The following is a 15,542-nucleotide window of genomic DNA, read 5'->3' on the forward strand; positions in this document are numbered from 1 at the left end:
CAGCAGGGTGCGTAGATCATGCAATCGCCTTGACGTCGGCTTCCTTTGCGCCCGTCATGATTGCCACAGCCTCCGACATATGAATGTCCTTCCGGTTCACGAGCGCCGCGCGCCGGCCGAGTCGCTGGATATGGATACGGTCCGCGATCTCGAACACGTGTGGCATGTTGTGGCTGATGAGGATCACGGGCAAGCCGCGATCGCGCACGCGGCGGATCAGTTCCAGCACCATGTTGCCTTCCTTCACGCCGAGGGCGGCGGTGGGTTCGTCGAGAATCACCACGTGCCGCGCGAACGCCGCGCTGCGCGCCACGGCCACACCCTGGCGCTGGCCGCCCGAGAGCGTTTCGACCGCCTGACGCATCGAGCGGATACCGATCTGCAGGTCCTTCATATGCGCGGTCGCTTCGTCCAGCATGCGGCGTTTGTCGATCATCTTGAAGATGGAGCCGCGCCAGCCGGGTTTGAGCAGTTCGCGGGCGAGAAACAGGTTTTCGGCGATGCTCATGGCCGGCGCCACCGCGAGTTCTTGATACACCGTTTCGATGCCTTGCGCGCGGGCATCCAGCGGGCTGCGGAATTTGACCGGCTTGCCGTCGAGCAGAATCTCGCCTTCGTCTGGCACGGTGGCGCCGGAAAGGGCTTTGATCAACGACGATTTGCCGGCGCCGTTATCGCCGATCACGGCCATGATCTCGCCGGGCAGCACTTCGAAATCGCAACCGTCGAGCGCGGTCACGTTGCCATAGCGTTTGATGAGGCCGCGTGCCTGCAGAACGGGCATTGCGGTTGAAGCGGAAGTGTTTGTCGACATGACGGGCTCCATGTACGTAGTGCGGTCGGCCTGACTCAGCGCTTTAGCGCTTACTCCGGCCCCATGCACGTAGTGCGATTGCGTTCAACCGCGACGATGGGAAAGTTTGTCCGCGGCTACGGCAAGAATCACCAGCATGCCGGTGATCAACACCTGGTAGACCGAAGAAACGCCGATCAACGTCAGACCATTGCGGAACACGCCGACAATCAGCGCGCCGAGCAGCGTGCCGACAATCGAGCCGCGTCCGCCGAACAGACTCGTGCCGCCGAGCACGACCGCGGTAATGCTGTCGAGGTTCTCGGTTTGTCCCGCCTGCGGATCGCCCACGCCGGTGCGCGACACGGACAGCAATGCGGCAATGCCGTAGATCGCGCCGGCCAGCGAATACACGGTCAGCAGGATCTTCTGCGACGACAGGCCCATCAGGCGCGCGGCCTCGGGGTTGTTGCCGAGCGCATAGAGATGACGCCCGGGCACCGTATCGCGCAACACGAACCAGGTGGCCAGATACATCAGCAGGGTGAGCACGGTGCCGTACGTGACATCCGCGGGCCCGAGCTTGAACGTATTGCCGAAGAACATGATCGCGTCCGGCAGGTTCGACACGCTCTCGGCGTTCGAATAGATCTGCGTGAGCGCAAAAGCGATATTCAGCGTGCCCAGCGTGACGATGAAAGCGGGCAGTTTGATGCGCGTGATGAGCACGCCGTTGAGCGCGCCGAACAGCGTGCTCGCACCGATCCCGCACAGGATCGCGAGGACTGGCGGCACGCCCAGCGTGACCGCGAATTTGGTCATGATGATCGAGCCGAACGCCATCACCATGCCGCACGAAAGATCGATGCCGCCGGTCAGCACGATCAGCGTCTGGCCGATGGCGATGACCGCGACCACCATGGTTTGCTGCAGGATCAGCGAGAGGTTCTGGAACGACAGGAAGCGGCTGCTCTGCGAGATGAAGAAGCCGCAAGCCAGGACCAGTGCGATGAGTGGCCCGACCTCGGCAAGCGATGGCATGCGCTCGGCGAACGAGCGGGAATGGCCGGCGGGCGCGGATGGAGTCGACATGATGGATAACCTCGATGCATGAGCGTGGCGCGTCGGCCACGCGGCAATTCCGATGGCGGCCCGCCGAAGCGGGCCGCTCTGTTCAATGCAATGCGCGTTACTTGTTGCCCCAACAGTTGTCGAGGCCGAACTTGGTGTCCTTGCTGTCGATGCCGGACATCGGTTTGTCGGTGATCAGCGTCACGCCGGTGTCCTGATAGCCGGAGACCTTCTTGCCGGTCTTCGCGTATTCGACGCCGGCCGTCACGCCGAGCGAAGCCATCTTGAGCGGATATTGCTGCGAGGTCGCGGCGATGGCGCCCGCCTTGACGTTGCGCACGCCTTCACAGCCGCCGTCGATCGAGACGATCATCACGTCTTTATCCTTGCCCGCCGCCTTGAGCGCGCGGTAGGCGCCCGCTGCGGCCGGTTCGTTGATCGTGTAGACCACGTTGATGTCGGGCGATTTCTGCAGGCAGTTTTCCATCGCCGTCTGGCCCTTGGCCTGATCGCCGCGGGTGTCCTGGCTGCAGACCACCGATGGATCGCCCGGCTTCACGCCGAAGCCTTCCAGGAAGCCGTTATGCCGCAGCACGCCGACCGAGACGCCGGGCGCGAGATCGAGTGTGGCGATCTTCGCGGGCTTGCCGTTCAGCGCCGCTTTCGCGTATTTGCCGATCAGCACGCCGGCCTTGAAGTTGTCGGTGGCGAAGAGGGCGTCCGTGGCGTCTTGCGGATCGGTCGGCGTGTCGAGCGCGACCACCATCACGCCGGCGGCGCGCGCTTTCTTGATGCTCGGCACGATCGCCTTGGTGTCGCTCGGCGTGATCAGAATCGCTTTCGCGCCGGCCGTCATCATGTTTTCGATGGCGGTGACCTGGCTCGCGTTGTCGCCGTCGAACTTGCCCGCGGCCGTGATGAGCTTCGCGCCGTCTTTCGAGGCGGCCGCTTCGGCGCCCTGTTTCATCTTCACGAAGAACGGGTTGGTGTCGGTCTTGGTGATCAGGCCGACGACAGGCTGGTCGGCCGCCTGGCTCGCGCTCGCACACCATACCGCCGATGCCGCGACGCACATCGACACGATTTTCCTGGCGACAGGAAGCCTGCGGGAATTCAGATTCATGGGACGCTCCTCCGGTTCTTGGCAACGACGTTGTGGACTGCTGGCGGCTGCCCGCGCGAACGCTGCGCGCTGACAACCTGGTTTGCGGCTCGATGCGAGCGAGGCGGGTTGGAAAAACCTGGGCCGGCTCGATTCGGACCACCTAAATCACTTTGGTTGATTTAGTACAGCAGGCGCGCCGACTCTCGTCAAGGAAACGATCAGCGGGGACAGTGACGGGGGAAAACCTGCCGGAAGGCTGCGAGCCATGCTCAGCGGGGCTTGCATCGTTTGATGCGATGCAAGATCGAGCCGCCGGGCTTGGGGAAAGTCCTGGCTCGCGTGAAAGCTAATTGAAGGCTGAATGAGATTTTAGCGACCGCAAATCACGTTGCGTCGCGAGGGAAATTCAGCGGTTCCCGAGATGCGCGGCTCGCGTGGCGGCGATTGAATGATCGCCTCCAACGCGAGGTCCGCGGCGCATGCGCTTATCGACGCGGCGCGAGCGTTTGCCGCCGGGTTTCCAGTTGCGTGACGACGCGTTGCAAGGTCCGCTCGGCCGGCCCCGGCGTCGCGACGAACTTGCAGCCGATCACAAAGCGCCGATCGCCCTTCGCCGTGCTCACCTGGCGCGGCGCGACGATTTCCAGATCGAGTCGCAGCGTGCCGAAGCTGCCGAGTTGCAACGCGACGTCGCGCAGAACCGTGCCGCTTTCGAGCGAACCGAAGCGTTCATCAGCCGTCTTTAATGCGATGCCGCCTAGCGACAGGTCCTGCAATTCCAGCCGGAACGAATCACCGTCCGCATAGCGGCCGCTTGCGATGTACGGGTCGAGCACGGGCGTTTGCACGCGGAAGAATTCGCGGCGTTGAACGTAGTAGAGCAACGACGGGAATGGCGCTTCGAACGCCGGCAGTCCGTCGAATACGACAGGCGTGGCGCCGACGGTGGTGAACTCGGTGCGAATGCCGCCCGGCAGGCTGCGGAACGTCAGTTGCCGTGCAGCGGGCAGCGCAGTGTTGTCGTCGGCCACGCTGCCTGTATCGAAGATAAAACGTGCATTGCGCGAGTCGACGTCGAGGATTTGCGTGACGATTTGCCGGCCGCCGAATTCGACCGTGACGAAGTCCTGTCCGGCCGCGAGGTTGCGCAGACAAACGGCGATTTGCAAGGGGTGGCGCTGCGCGAAATTCGAGTCGATGTCGTGGGCGTGGTCGGAGACTTCAGCGTCCTGCAAGAGATCGGCAATCATTTGGAATTTCCATGCGTGTGATGGCCTTGGCCTGGCCAGTTGGGGAGCGCGGGCGGCCTCTCGGTCGCGGCGGCGCTCGGCCTTTGCCTGCTTGTTTGCAGGGACCGTGCCAACTGCATGGAAGAGTGGGCGCAACGCGGCGCGCATGGTGTCGAAGCGCTTGCCGTGGGCGTTTGCGGACGTTCGCGGGTGCCGCGTCGGGGCGCCGGTGGTGCGCGTAGGGAGGTTTCGCTACGTAACGTCCGAGATGCTGTTACGGCCACATCACCGCGAACGCGGCACGCCGGTGGATGCGCGCACAACGAGTTCGGGCGGCGAGGAAATCCGCATCGGCACGCTGGTGGCGTCGCGTCCCGCCTGTCCATACGACGACTCGATCAGTTCGCGCAACAGCGAGACCGCAAGTTCGGCGACTTCGGCCGTCGGCACGGCAACCGTCGTCAGCGCGGGGCGCGACTCGCGCGCGAGCTGGATGTCGGTAATGCCGATCACGGAAAGGTCCGCCGGCACGTTCAGGCCGAGGTCGGCGGCGGCGTGCATCGCGCCGAGCGCGGGCAGGTCGTTGGTCGAGAAGATCGCGGTGAGCTTCGGATCGCTTTCGAGCAGCGCGCGTGCTGCGGCATAGCCGCCCTGGATCGTATCGGCCGCGTGTTTCACCCGGCTTTTCGGCGCGCCACCCGCGCGCAGCGCGTCGACGAAACCTTCGTAACGCGCCGCGTGAATGCCCGAGGCCTTACTGCCGACAATCGCGCCAATTCGCCGATGACCAAGCTCCAGCAAATGCGTACCGGCCAGTTCGCCCGCGCGCCGGAAATCGACCGCGACACACGGCAAACCCGGCGGCTCGTCAGGCCGCTCCCACATGCACAGAACCACGGGTGTGCCGCGTGATTCGGTCGTATGAAGATCGGCAAAGTCGAGGTTCGCATTCGTCACGAGCACGCCCTCGGAGAGCGTGCCGGCAATCTGGTCGAGATATGCGCGGCCGGTCAGCGGATCTTCGTTCGTATTGCAGATGATCACGAAGTGGCCGCTCGTGCGCGCCGCGCGTTCGACGGCGAGCGCGAACTCCGGATAGAACGGGTTGGCGATGCTCGACACCATCAGCGCGAGCGTCGGCGCGCGACCTTCGGCGAGTGCGCGCGCGGCGAGATGCGGGCGGTAGCCGAGCGCGTCGACCGCGTCGAGCACGCGTTGCCGGGTGGTCGCGCCAACCCGGCCGCGATTGCGCAGCACGTTGGATACCGTGGCAGGTGTGACGCCGGCATGGCGGGCGACTTCGCTGAGTGTGGGCATGGGGCTTTCAATATTTGGGATGGTTGCCCGACATTTGCATCGCGGCCAAAGGCGCGGCACCATCTCTCGCACAGACAAAACGATATCGGAGACAGGCAAGGCCCAACGATCGCCAGCGATCGCTTTTTTTGGCCGAGCTGATTAAGCGCTTAATCTCCGACTTCGAGCCGATTAAACCACGGAGTCGATGCAATGGCGAGTATTTCGTTAAGAGGCGTGCAGAAGGCGTATGGCGACGGCGCGCCGGTAATCCGCGACGTCGATCTCGAGATTGGCGAGAACGAGTTTTGCGTGTTTCTCGGCCCTTCCGGCTGCGGCAAATCCACCTTGCTGCGCATGATCGCGGGCCTCGAGGATCTCACCGACGGCGACCTCTCGATTGGCGGCCGACTCGTGAACGACGTGCCGGCCGCGCAACGCGGCGTGGCGATGGTGTTTCAGAGCTACGCGCTATTTCCGCACATGACCGTGTTCGAGAACATGGCGTTCGGCCTCAAGTTATCCAAAACCCCCAAGGACGAGATTGACCGCAAGGTGCGGGAAGCCGCGCGCATCCTGCAACTGGAGGCGTTGCTCGAGCGTAAGCCGAAGGCGTTGTCCGGCGGTCAGCGCCAGCGTGTGGCGATTGGCCGTGCGATCGTGCGCGAGCCGGGTGTGTTCCTGTTCGACGAACCGCTCTCCAATCTCGATGCCACGTTGCGCGGACAGACCCGCATCGAGATCGCGCGGCTGCATAAACAGTTCGCCAAGGCCAGCGTGGTCTACGTGACGCACGACCAGATCGAAGCGATGACGCTCGCCGACAAGATCGTGCTGCTGCATGCCGGCAAGGATACCGAGCGCTACGGCAGCATCGCGCAGGTCGGCGCGCCGCTGGAGTTGTATCACCGTCCGAAGAGCCGTTTCGTCGCGGGTTTCATCGGCTCGCCGCGCATGAATTTTCTGCCGGGCAAGGTGGCCGCGATCGATGCGCAAGGCGTGAGCGTCACGCTCGATCACACGGGTGAAAGCGTGCGCGTGCCGGTGAATGGCACGGGCTTGCAAGTCTCGCAAGCCGTCACGCTCGGCGTGCGTCCTGAGCACCTGGAGTTTGTCGACGCCTCTTCCGTTTCGCCGGACGACGCCGTGCTGACTCGCACGGTCTCGCTCGTCGAACAGCTCGGCGAACACAGCTATGTCCACCTCGATCAGCCCGGCGGCGCCGCGCTGATCGCCAAAGCGCCCGGCGATACGCGCCTCGCGCCCGGCGAGCGCGCCAACCTGCGCGTGCCTCGCCCCGCTTGCCATTTGTTTACCGAAGACGGCTTTGCCGCCGCTTCGCTCGAATCCGTCGAACACTACGCATAAAGGACATTCGCATGCGCCTTGGAGTCTGTTATTACCCGGAACACTGGCCGGAGTCGATGTGGGAAGACGACGCCCGCCGGATGAAAGCCCTCGGCATCGAACAGGTGCGGATCGCCGAGTTTGCCTGGAGCCGGATCGAGCCTACGCCCGGCGAATACGATTGGGGCTGGCTCGACCGTTCGATCGACGTGCTGGGCGCGGCCGGCCTGCAGGTGGTGATGTGCACGCCGACGGCGACACCGCCCAAGTGGTTGATCGACCGCCATCCCGACATTCTGCCGATCGGCGCGGACGGCCGCCCGCGTGCATTCGGCTCGCGACGCCATTACGACTTCTCATCGCCGTCGTATTTCGCCGCCTCGCAGCGGATTTGCACGGCAGTGGCCGAGCGCTACGGCAAGCATCCGGCTGTCGCGTACTGGCAGACCGACAATGAATTCGGCTGCCATCACACGGTGGTCAGTTATTCGCCGGCCGCCGTGGGGCGCTTTCGCGAGTGGCTCAAAGCACGCTATCAAACCGTCGACGCATTGAACCGTGCTTGGGGCACGGTGTTCTGGAGCATGGAGTACCGCAGCTTCGACGAGATCGACGCGCCGGTGGCGACCGTGACGGAAGCGCATCCTTCGCATCGCCTCGATTACCGGCGTTTCGCCTCCGACGAGGTGGCGCGCTACAACCGCATGCAGGTCGAGATCATCCGCGCGCATTCGCCCGGGCGTCCGGTCGCGCACAACTTCATGCAACTCTTCACCGAGTTCGATCACTACAAGGTCGCCGCGGATCTCGACATCGCGACGTGGGACAGCTATCCGCTCGGCGCGCTCGAAGAGCAATGGTTCGCGCCGGAGGTGAAGGCGCGCTGGTTGCGCAGTGGGCATCCCGACTTCGCGTCGTTCAATCACGACGTCTATCGTGGCATGTCGAAGCTGCCGTTCTGGGTGATGGAGCAGCAGCCGGGTCCGGTCAACTGGGCGCTGTGGAATCCGGCGCCGCTGCCGGGCATGGTGCGGCTCTGGAGTTGGGAGGCGTTCGCGCACGGCGCGGGTTGCGTGTCGTACTTCCGTTGGCGTCAGGCGCCGTTCGCGCAGGAGCAGATGCATGCAGGACTGAACACGCCCGATAACCGGCTCGATGTGGGCGGCAACGAGGCGGCGCAGGTCGCCGGCGAGATTCACGCGGTGCTCGGCGCGAATGCCGACGCCAACGCCGCAATCCGCTCGAAAGTCGCGCTCGTTTATGACTACGAGGCGAAGTGGCTGTTCGAGATTCATCCGCAGGGTGCGGACTTTCACTATCCGCGCTTCGCCTTCGAGTATTACTCGGCGCTGCGTGCGCTCGGGCTCGACGTGGATATCGTGCCGGCCGACGCGCCGCTGGATGGCTACAGCCTGATCGTCGTGCCGCCGCTGCCGGTGGTGCCGGCCGATTTCGCGCAGCGTCTGGCAAGCTCCGGCGCTCAGGTCGTGCTCGGTCCGCGCACCGGTTCGAAAACGGGCGATTTGCAGATTCCCGCGAACCTGCCGCCCGGCGCGCTGGCTTCGGTGCTGCCGCTGCGCGTATGGCGCGTCGAATCGATGCGGCCGAACGTGACGGAAACGGTGCGACTCGCCGACAACGCGGGTACGAATGGAGACGACGGTTTCGCACGCCACTGGCGCGATTTCATCGACAGCGACGCAGCGGATTCGCTCGACGTGCGCGCGCGTTTCGCGGACGGCCACCCCGCCTATGTGCGAAGCGGCGCGTTTCACTACCTCGCGAGTCTGTTCGATGATTCGCTCACGGTGCGCCTGTTCGATAGGATCGCGCGGGAGGCGGGCCTTGCAACGACGCCGCTCGGCGACAGCGTGCGGGTGAGCCGCCGCGGCGCGCTGACTTACGTGTTCAATTACGGCGACGAACCGCATACGCTCGACGGCGTGGCCGGAGACGCGTTCGTGATCGGTTCGCACACGATCGAACCGCAGGGTGTGGCAGTCTATCGAACGCAATGACGATCCGACTGCACTGAGGCAGTGGCCTACGAAATTCCATGCAGTACCGACAACGACGCAAAATCAAGGAATAAAGGAGACAGGCAGCATGAAACTGAAACCACGCAAGATTCTGTTGGCACTCGCGCTGGCCGCTGCGGCTGCGGGGACGTCCGTCGTCACTAGCGCACAGGCGGGCACGCTCACCGCCAACATCGCGTTCAAGGGCGCGAGCCAGCGCGCGGTGTGGCAGTCGGTTATCGACGAGTTCAAGAAAGCGCATCCCGGTATCGACGTGAAGGTGTCCTTCGTCGATGAAGAGGCGTACAAGGTGCAATTGCCCGGCTGGCTCACGACCGTCGCGCCCGATATCGTCAACTGGCATGACGGCGAACGTATGGCCTATTACGCGCAGCGCGGCCTGTTCGAAGATCTGAGCGGTGACTGGGCGAAGAACGGCTGGAACGACATGTATGCGTCGACCAAGGAAGCGTCGTCGTATAAAGGCAAGCAGTACGCCGCGCCGACCGTGTACTACTCGTGGGGCATGTTCTATCGCAAGGATCTCTTTCAAAAGGCCGGTATTAGCGGCGAGCCGAAAACCTGGGATCAGTTTCTCGAAGACTGCAAGAAGCTGAAGGCCGCCGGCATCACGCCGATCGCCGTGGCGGGCCGCGACTCATGGACGCTGGCCGGCTGGTTCGACTATCTCGACCTGCGTTTGAACGGCAATGCGTTTCATCAGAAGTTGATGGCGGGCGAAATCCCCTACACCGATCCGCGCGTGAAGAAGGTCTACACGACCTGGAAGCAACTGATCGACGCGGGCTACTTCATCGACAACGCGCTCTCCTACGATCTCGATTCGGTGCAGCCGTTCCTGTTCCAGGGCAAGGCCGCGATGATGCTGATGGGCACGTTCATCACTGCGGGTTTCCCGCCTAACGTGAAACCGGAGATGGGCTACTTCCAGTTCCCGGTCATCGACGCGAAGGTGCCGACCGCCGAAGACGGTCCGGTCGAGTCGCTGCATATTCCGTCGAAGGCGAAGAACAAGGCCGACGCCCACACCTTCCTTGCGTTCGTCGAGACACCGGAAATCGGCGCGAAGCTGGCAACCGGGCTCGGTTCGCTGTCGGCGAACAGCAAGTCGCCGGAGCCGGAAGATCCGATCTCGAAGATCGGCTTCCAGATTCTTGCGAACACCAAGGGCGGCATTGCGCAGTTTTATGATCGCGACATGACCAAGGAAATGGCCGACGAGGGGATGAAGGGGATGCAGCAGTTCATTTCCGATCCTGCGAAGATCGACGACGTGCTTGCGCAACTTGAGCAGACGCGCAAGCGGATCTACAAGAAGTGAGCGGTGGCGGCCGCGAGGCCGCCTTTCGTTGCATCTGGTCGACAGCTTTGCATGGGACCAGAGTAAAGCGCTAACTCTGGTCGACAAGAATGTTGGATGGAGAATGATCGTGTCGCATTCCGTTACCCGCCACACTGTCGGCGGTCCCGCTGAACCCGGCGGTCCGGGTTTGCCCACGCCGGGCGGCGCGTTGCGCGGCAAAGCCGCCACCGCGCGGCGGCGCCGTCCGTCGCCCACCGCGCGTCGGCAGCGGCGTGCCGCCTTTCTGTTCCTCGCGCCGGCTTGCGTGATGGTGGCCATCTACGTGGTGTGGCCGATCCTGTCGACCATCCGCCTGAGCTTTTTCAACTGGGATGGGATGAGCGAGCCGTCGTTCGTCGGCCTCGCGAACTACGTGGAGTTATTCCATGCGCAGACCTTTTACACGGCGCTCAAGAACAACGTCATCTGGCTGCTGCTGTTCCTGCTCGCCCCGCCGATGGGACTGGCCGTTGCGTTGTACCTGAATCAGGCGGTCGCCGGCATCCGTATCGTGAAGTCGCTTTTCTTCGCGCCGTTCGTGCTGTCGGGCGTGGTGGTCGGTTTGATCTTCTCGTGGTTTTACGATCCGACCTTCGGCCTGCTCGCGGTGATTCTCGGCCATGGCGTGCCCGTGCTCGGCGACCCGCGTTACGCGACTTTCGGGATCGTGTTCGCGGCACTGTGGCCGCAAACCGCCTATTGCATGATTCTTTATCTCACCGGCCTGACTTCGCTGAACGCCGAACAGATCGAAGCCGCGCGCATGGAAGGGGCACGCGGCTGGTCGATGCTGTGGCACGTGATCCTGCCGCAACTGCGGCCGACCACCTTCATGGCGATCGTCGTGACCATCATCGGCGCACTGCGTAGTTTCGATCTGATCTCGGTGATGACGGGCGGCGGCCCATTCGAAAGTTCGACCGTGCTGGCGTATTACATGTACGACCAGGCGATCAAGTACTACCGCATCGGCTATTCGGCGGCGGTGGCGGTCGTGCTGTTCGCCATCATGCTGGTGTACATCGTTTATCACTTGCGGCGGATGCTGCGCGCCGAGCAATAAGGAGCCGACCATGTTTCCGATTCCCATCGACAAATGGAAGCCGGCCACTCGCCGCATGTACAAACTGACGTTGCCTGTCGCTCTGCTGATCTGGCTGCTGCCGATGATCGCGGTGCTGGTCACATCGGTGCGCTCCTCGGAGGAACTGAGCGAGGGCAACTACTGGGGATGGCCGAAGCACTTCGCGATGTTCGATAACTACCGCGAGGCGCTGACCACGTCGCCGATGTTGCACTACTTCTGGAACAGTGTGCTGATTACGGTGCCCGCCGTGGTCGGGTCGATTGCACTGGCCGCGATGGCCGGTTTCGCGCTGGCGATCTACCGGTTCCGCGGCAATTCGACCTTGTTCGCCACGTTCGTGGCGGGGAATTTCGTGCCGGTGCAGGTGCTGATGATTCCGGTGCGGGATTTGTCCTTGCAACTCGGCCTGTTCAATACAGTCAGTGCACTGATTCTGTTTCACGTGTCGTTTCAGACGGGATTTTGCGCGCTGTTTCTGCGCAACTTCATCAAGCAGTTGCCGTTCGAACTGGTCGAGGCAGCGCGCATCGAAGGCGCGAATGAGTGGACCGTGTTCTTCAAGATCGTGCTGCCTTTGATCCGTCCGGCGCTCGCGGCACTGGCGATTCTCGTGTTCACGTTCGTCTGGAACGACTACTTCTGGGCGCTGTGTCTGACGCAAGGCGACGACGCCGCGCCGATCACCGTGGGCGTGGCCGCATTGAAAGGGCAGTGGACCACGGCATGGAATCTTGTTTCGGCGGGATCGATTCTCGCGGCGTTGCCTTCTGTGGCAATGTTCTTTGCAATGCAGAAGCATTTCGTGGCCGGCTTGACGTTCGGCGCCACGAAGGGATGAAGCGGTAACAGGTGGTGCAGGAAAGGTTGCCTGCGGCGTGGGTCCGCCGTGCCAGCCTGTCCTTCACCACCGGGCAATTGCATTCGCATTGCCGTCGATGAGAAGCAGCGCATCCATGACAAGAAAAAAAGCAGGAATCCTGTGTGTAGGTGAAGTTCAGCAGGATTCCCGATGCGCGTCATTCAGCTTCCGAAGAAAACATTGCAGAAACTGACCGGACCGACGCAGCTCGAATCGGTCGGCATAGCTTTGCGCATGCCTGATGAAGCGGTGCCATTCTGAGCAACGCCACCGTACGACGATTGAGTCGTCTGGGAAGCATCTTGCGCCGCGACCTTTGCTTCGGCTGCCTGGATCGAGGCAGGATAGTCAGCGTCGTTCGCGACCGACGGGTTGTAGCCAGCCTGTTCGAGACGCACCAGGTCGGCACGCACTTCGGCGCGGGTGACGGGCGGATTCGATTGCGCGAAGCTCAGAACGGGAGCGGTCAATGCGCCGGCGGCGAGAGCGAGACAAACAAGAGCTTTTTTCATGATAAAAATTCCTTTTTGACGGTGATGAATTGACGGCAACGATTGCCGAAAAATAGTGGGTACTTAGCTGCCGAAGTACGGGGTGCAGAAACTTGCGGGACCGACACACTGCTGCGTGCTCGTGTGAACGTGCTCTTTCGCAGAGGCCTGAGTCACGACACCTGCCGAAGCGAGGACGATCAGCGAGAGAATCATTGCGAGTTTGCTTTTCATTTTGGATGCCTAAATAGAGTGAAATTGGAAATACCTTTCGGTTCGAGTGAAGCTACGTCTTTGCCTGACTACCAACATGTCCTACTTGCAACTGGAGCACCGCTTACGTGGTTGTTTCGTGAGTCGCGTAGCAGTGTTCGTTGCTGTCTACGTAAGGGCAAACACATCGGGTTTCCTCTTATTCCAAATTTTTTTCGCGTTTATGCATCAAGTGTGATTCTTACATTTGCCTGAACGTCGACACATAGCAAGTCCAGCGCTTTTTCGCCGCCAGGCATGCCTTGGAGTGTGCGGCGCAGCCATCCCCGGAAAAAAGCCTACATCGCGCAAAGCCTTGTCCAGAAAGGCTGCCAAACGTTTGCGCAATAAGGTCTGACGATTACGTTTATTAAAGCTTTGCGTTTTGCATGTCGATATCCAGTCAAATAATCTGGACCATCGGCCACGTGCACGCCCTCGGCAGGGCGCGCGCTGACCGAGGAATTAGCTCTTCGGGGGAATGAATCTTGAATCACCAACGATCGCCATGGTCGCGTACAGCGGCTCCGGGCGAAGTCATCTATTCCGAAGGCTTCGCGGGCGACGCTGTCGTCTACGTCATTGCAGATGGCAAAGTCGAAATCTCCACTCAGTGCGACGAGAAGAAAGTGATTCTCGCCACGCTGGGTAAAGGCGAGTTCTTCGGCGAGGCGGCCTTGTTGCCGCCCGAGCCACGAGCGCACACCGCTAAAGCACTGAGCTTCTGTCAATTGACCGTCGTTGCGGCGGACGTGGTGGAGGAGGAACTCGCGCGCGTGTCGCCGTTGCTTCGCCATATCGTCCGCACGCTGATCCGGCGTGTCAAGAAGAAGGACGATGTTCTCGCCACGAATACGCATGCCGACTTCCTGCCTGGCGTGGTCTCTTACGCGCACGTTCTCTCCTTGATGGCGGGAAGCGAAAACGCCGACCGCTTCGACGGCCGCCTGCGCCGCGCGCAAGGCGAGGAATTTTCGGTGCCGTTGCCCGAAGTGATCAAGAAGTGTCATGCGATTGCCGGCCATTCGCGTCCGCATGTCATGGCCATGCTCAAACGGATGGAGAAACTCAATCTCGTTTCGCTCGAACCCGGCCGGTCCGATCGCGTGAGCAACACGTCGGCGCGCTATTCGGCGCAGGACGGCGCGACGAGCCGGCAACTGGTCACGTTCGATCCGGCGCGAATCATCGAGCGTGCGCAGCAGGTAGCGGACCACGATCTCGACCTTTCCATCAGCAGCGAGTTGGAGTTGATCGAACTGGACGACCTGGAGGCGTTGATCGGCGTCGAGAAGAAGGTGATTCTCAACAAACTGTCGAACGCGGAAATTGCCGAAGACATCTTCGCGTTTCGCAAGTCCAAAGTCTTGAACTACGTCGAGGAAAAGGGCATCAGCTACTTTTCGCGCCGCAATGCGCGCGCTCTGAGCGACCTGAAGTCACTCGACGATCTGGAGTTTGTCGATCAGCGGACGTTGTTCGAAGCGGTGAGCGCGTTCGATACCTATGACCTCGCGAAACTGCTTTCCGCGGTGACGGGCCAGCCTGTCGCGGAGCGCCTGCTCTCGGTGATGACCGAAGCGAGAAAGAAAGAAGTCTCGTGGGTCATGCGTCGTGAGATCAAGATCGATCCGCTGGAAATTGCGGAAATCGAAGACCGTTTCCTCGACACCGTGCGGGCGATCAAATCGCCGGTTGCCACTAGCGCGCCGCTTTCCAATCTGGACGTTTGACGCGCGGCACACCGGCGGCGGGCATTGTTTACTGAAGGGTTTGATGGCCCGGTTGGCCATTCGAGAGGATGTATGGATCTTTTGACGCTATTTGGCGCCCTGGTCGGCGTGACGGCGATCGTCGCGGGCTTCTCGCTCGAGGGTGGCCACTTTACCTCGCTGTTCCAGTTGGAGGCGTTTGTCATCGTCCTTGGTGGCACGTTCGGCGCGGTAATGATTCAGAACACGTGGGCGCGGTTTTACGACGGCATGAAGCAACTGCGCCTTGCCTTCGTGAAGGCAAGACAGGTGGATCGCGAGAGTCTCGCCGTCCTGCTGGAGTGGGGCGATCAGGCCAAGCTCAACGGCATGCTCGTGTTCGAATCGATCGGGGCGGGCGGCATCAATCCGTTTGCGCAACGAGGCTTGGAGTTGCTGGCAAACGGCGTATCGACAGCGGTGCTCGAAGACGCCCTGCAACGGGAACTGGTTGCTTATGAACGCAATCACATGGCGGCTGCACGGATCTGGCAACAGGCGGGCGGCTACGCGCCGACGTTCGGCATTCTGGGCGCCGTACTCGGTCTGATTCAGGTGACCGGCCATATGCTGGAACCCGCGCAACTCGGGCAAGGTATCGCGATGGCTTTCGTCGCGACGCTATACGGCCTGGCTTTGGCGAATCTGGTCTTTCTGCCGTTGTACGGGAAGATCAGGGCGCAGGTGGATAGCGAATTGCGCTTCAGGCGTCTATATCTCGACGGCTTGCTCGCGATCTCGCGCAAGGAGTCGCCTCACACAATCGAAACGCGGCTTGCGGGCGACGTGCGGGAAAGATCGGCCGAGTTGCTGGGCTAACCGGTTCGGACCGCGCCGGCTGCTGCCTGCTCGCTGCCGGCGAGCGGCGCCGCGCGAATCA

General features: G+C 62.0%; 14 protein-coding genes. 7 read left to right on the top strand and 7 right to left on the bottom strand.

Features of this window, described 5'->3' with window-relative positions; all coding sequences use genetic code 11:
- Positions 1-16: 16 nt before the first annotated feature.
- The 5 genes from BLW71_RS33695 to BLW71_RS33715 all read right to left on the bottom strand — a co-directional run bounded on the left by BLW71_RS33695 (position 17) and on the right by BLW71_RS33715 (position 5,515).
- Complete coding sequence (locus tag BLW71_RS33695; RefSeq protein ID WP_091807369.1) at positions 17-814, bottom strand: ATP-binding cassette domain-containing protein; 798 nt, start codon at positions 812-814, stop codon at positions 17-19.
- Positions 815-898: 84 nt separating this feature from the next.
- On the bottom strand, positions 899-1,885 hold the full coding sequence (locus tag BLW71_RS33700; protein ID WP_091807372.1) for an ABC transporter permease: 987 nt from the start codon (positions 1,883-1,885) through the stop codon (positions 899-901).
- A gap of 97 nt (positions 1,886-1,982) precedes the next feature.
- On the bottom strand, positions 1,983-2,987 hold the full coding sequence (locus BLW71_RS33705) for a sugar ABC transporter substrate-binding protein (protein WP_091807374.1): 1,005 nt from the start codon (positions 2,985-2,987) through the stop codon (positions 1,983-1,985).
- A 467-nt stretch (positions 2,988-3,454) separates the two neighbouring features.
- Positions 3,455-4,219: a flagellar brake protein gene (locus BLW71_RS33710; protein ID WP_091807376.1), complete on the bottom strand. Its 765-nt coding sequence runs from the start codon at positions 4,217-4,219 to the stop codon at positions 3,455-3,457.
- 264 nt (positions 4,220-4,483) lie between these two features.
- On the bottom strand, positions 4,484-5,515 hold the full coding sequence (locus BLW71_RS33715; RefSeq protein ID WP_091807378.1) for a LacI family DNA-binding transcriptional regulator: 1,032 nt from the start codon (positions 5,513-5,515) through the stop codon (positions 4,484-4,486).
- Between the two features lie 192 nt (positions 5,516-5,707).
- On the opposite strand from BLW71_RS33715, the gene BLW71_RS33720 reads away from it, so the two are divergent.
- The 5 genes from BLW71_RS33720 to BLW71_RS33740 all read left to right on the top strand — a co-directional run bounded on the left by BLW71_RS33720 (position 5,708) and on the right by BLW71_RS33740 (position 12,147).
- On the top strand, positions 5,708-6,862 hold the full coding sequence (locus tag BLW71_RS33720) for an ABC transporter ATP-binding protein (RefSeq protein ID WP_091807380.1): 1,155 nt from the start codon (positions 5,708-5,710) through the stop codon (positions 6,860-6,862).
- A gap of 11 nt (positions 6,863-6,873) precedes the next feature.
- Positions 6,874-8,859 carry a beta-galactosidase gene (locus tag BLW71_RS33725; protein ID WP_091807383.1) on the top strand — a complete coding sequence of 662 codons (1,986 nt, stop codon included), beginning with the start codon at positions 6,874-6,876 and terminating at the stop codon, positions 8,857-8,859.
- A gap of 88 nt (positions 8,860-8,947) precedes the next feature.
- Positions 8,948-10,201, top strand: coding sequence for an ABC transporter substrate-binding protein (locus tag BLW71_RS33730; RefSeq protein WP_091807386.1), 1,254 nt, complete (start codon positions 8,948-8,950; stop codon positions 10,199-10,201).
- Positions 10,202-10,304: 103 nt separating this feature from the next.
- Entirely contained in the window at positions 10,305-11,285 is a 981-nt protein-coding gene (locus BLW71_RS33735) for a carbohydrate ABC transporter permease (RefSeq protein ID WP_091807389.1), read from the top strand.
- A gap of 10 nt (positions 11,286-11,295) precedes the next feature.
- A complete protein-coding gene (locus BLW71_RS33740) occupies positions 11,296-12,147 on the top strand; it encodes a carbohydrate ABC transporter permease (protein ID WP_091807391.1) in 852 nt (283 codons plus the stop codon).
- Positions 12,148-12,329: 182 nt separating this feature from the next.
- Here the strand turns inward: BLW71_RS33740 and BLW71_RS33745 are convergent, their stop codons facing one another.
- Positions 12,330-12,680: a DUF4148 domain-containing protein gene (locus BLW71_RS33745; RefSeq protein ID WP_091807393.1), complete on the bottom strand. Its 351-nt coding sequence runs from the start codon at positions 12,678-12,680 to the stop codon at positions 12,330-12,332.
- Between the two features lie 63 nt (positions 12,681-12,743).
- Positions 12,744-12,893 (bottom strand): hypothetical protein, encoded by a 150-nt coding sequence (locus BLW71_RS41820; protein ID WP_177205159.1) that lies wholly within the window; start codon positions 12,891-12,893, stop codon positions 12,744-12,746.
- A gap of 506 nt (positions 12,894-13,399) precedes the next feature.
- On the opposite strand from BLW71_RS41820, the gene BLW71_RS33750 reads away from it, so the two are divergent.
- A complete protein-coding gene (locus tag BLW71_RS33750; protein WP_091807395.1) occupies positions 13,400-14,644 on the top strand; it encodes a Crp/Fnr family transcriptional regulator in 1,245 nt (414 codons plus the stop codon).
- Positions 14,645-14,716: 72 nt separating this feature from the next.
- On the top strand, positions 14,717-15,481 hold the full coding sequence (locus tag BLW71_RS33755; protein ID WP_091807398.1) for a flagellar motor protein: 765 nt from the start codon (positions 14,717-14,719) through the stop codon (positions 15,479-15,481).
- The last annotated feature ends 61 nt before the right edge of the window (positions 15,482-15,542 follow it).

The sequence above is a fragment of the Burkholderia sp. WP9 genome (genome assembly GCF_900104795.1).
Classification (GTDB): Bacteria; Pseudomonadota; Gammaproteobacteria; order Burkholderiales; family Burkholderiaceae; genus Paraburkholderia.

Coding starts and splice junctions, on each gene's coding strand:
- BLW71_RS33695 (WP_091807369.1), bottom strand. CDS start 814: ATGTCGACAAACACTTCCGCTTCAACCGCAATGCCCGTTCTGCAGGCA.
- BLW71_RS33700 (WP_091807372.1), bottom strand. CDS start 1,885: ATGTCGACTCCATCCGCGCCCGCCGGCCATTCCCGCTCGTTCGCCGAG.
- BLW71_RS33705 (WP_091807374.1), bottom strand. CDS start 2,987: ATGAATCTGAATTCCCGCAGGCTTCCTGTCGCCAGGAAAATCGTGTCG.
- BLW71_RS33710 (WP_091807376.1), bottom strand. CDS start 4,219: ATGATTGCCGATCTCTTGCAGGACGCTGAAGTCTCCGACCACGCCCAC.
- BLW71_RS33715 (WP_091807378.1), bottom strand. CDS start 5,515: ATGCCCACACTCAGCGAAGTCGCCCGCCATGCCGGCGTCACACCTGCC.
- BLW71_RS33720 (WP_091807380.1), top strand. CDS start 5,708: ATGGCGAGTATTTCGTTAAGAGGCGTGCAGAAGGCGTATGGCGACGGC.
- BLW71_RS33725 (WP_091807383.1), top strand. CDS start 6,874: ATGCGCCTTGGAGTCTGTTATTACCCGGAACACTGGCCGGAGTCGATG.
- BLW71_RS33730 (WP_091807386.1), top strand. CDS start 8,948: ATGAAACTGAAACCACGCAAGATTCTGTTGGCACTCGCGCTGGCCGCT.
- BLW71_RS33735 (WP_091807389.1), top strand. CDS start 10,305: ATGATCGTGTCGCATTCCGTTACCCGCCACACTGTCGGCGGTCCCGCT.
- BLW71_RS33740 (WP_091807391.1), top strand. CDS start 11,296: ATGTTTCCGATTCCCATCGACAAATGGAAGCCGGCCACTCGCCGCATG.
- BLW71_RS33745 (WP_091807393.1), bottom strand. CDS start 12,680: ATGAAAAAAGCTCTTGTTTGTCTCGCTCTCGCCGCCGGCGCATTGACC.
- BLW71_RS41820 (WP_177205159.1), bottom strand. CDS start 12,893: ATGAAAAGCAAACTCGCAATGATTCTCTCGCTGATCGTCCTCGCTTCG.
- BLW71_RS33755 (WP_091807398.1), top strand. CDS start 14,717: ATGGATCTTTTGACGCTATTTGGCGCCCTGGTCGGCGTGACGGCGATC.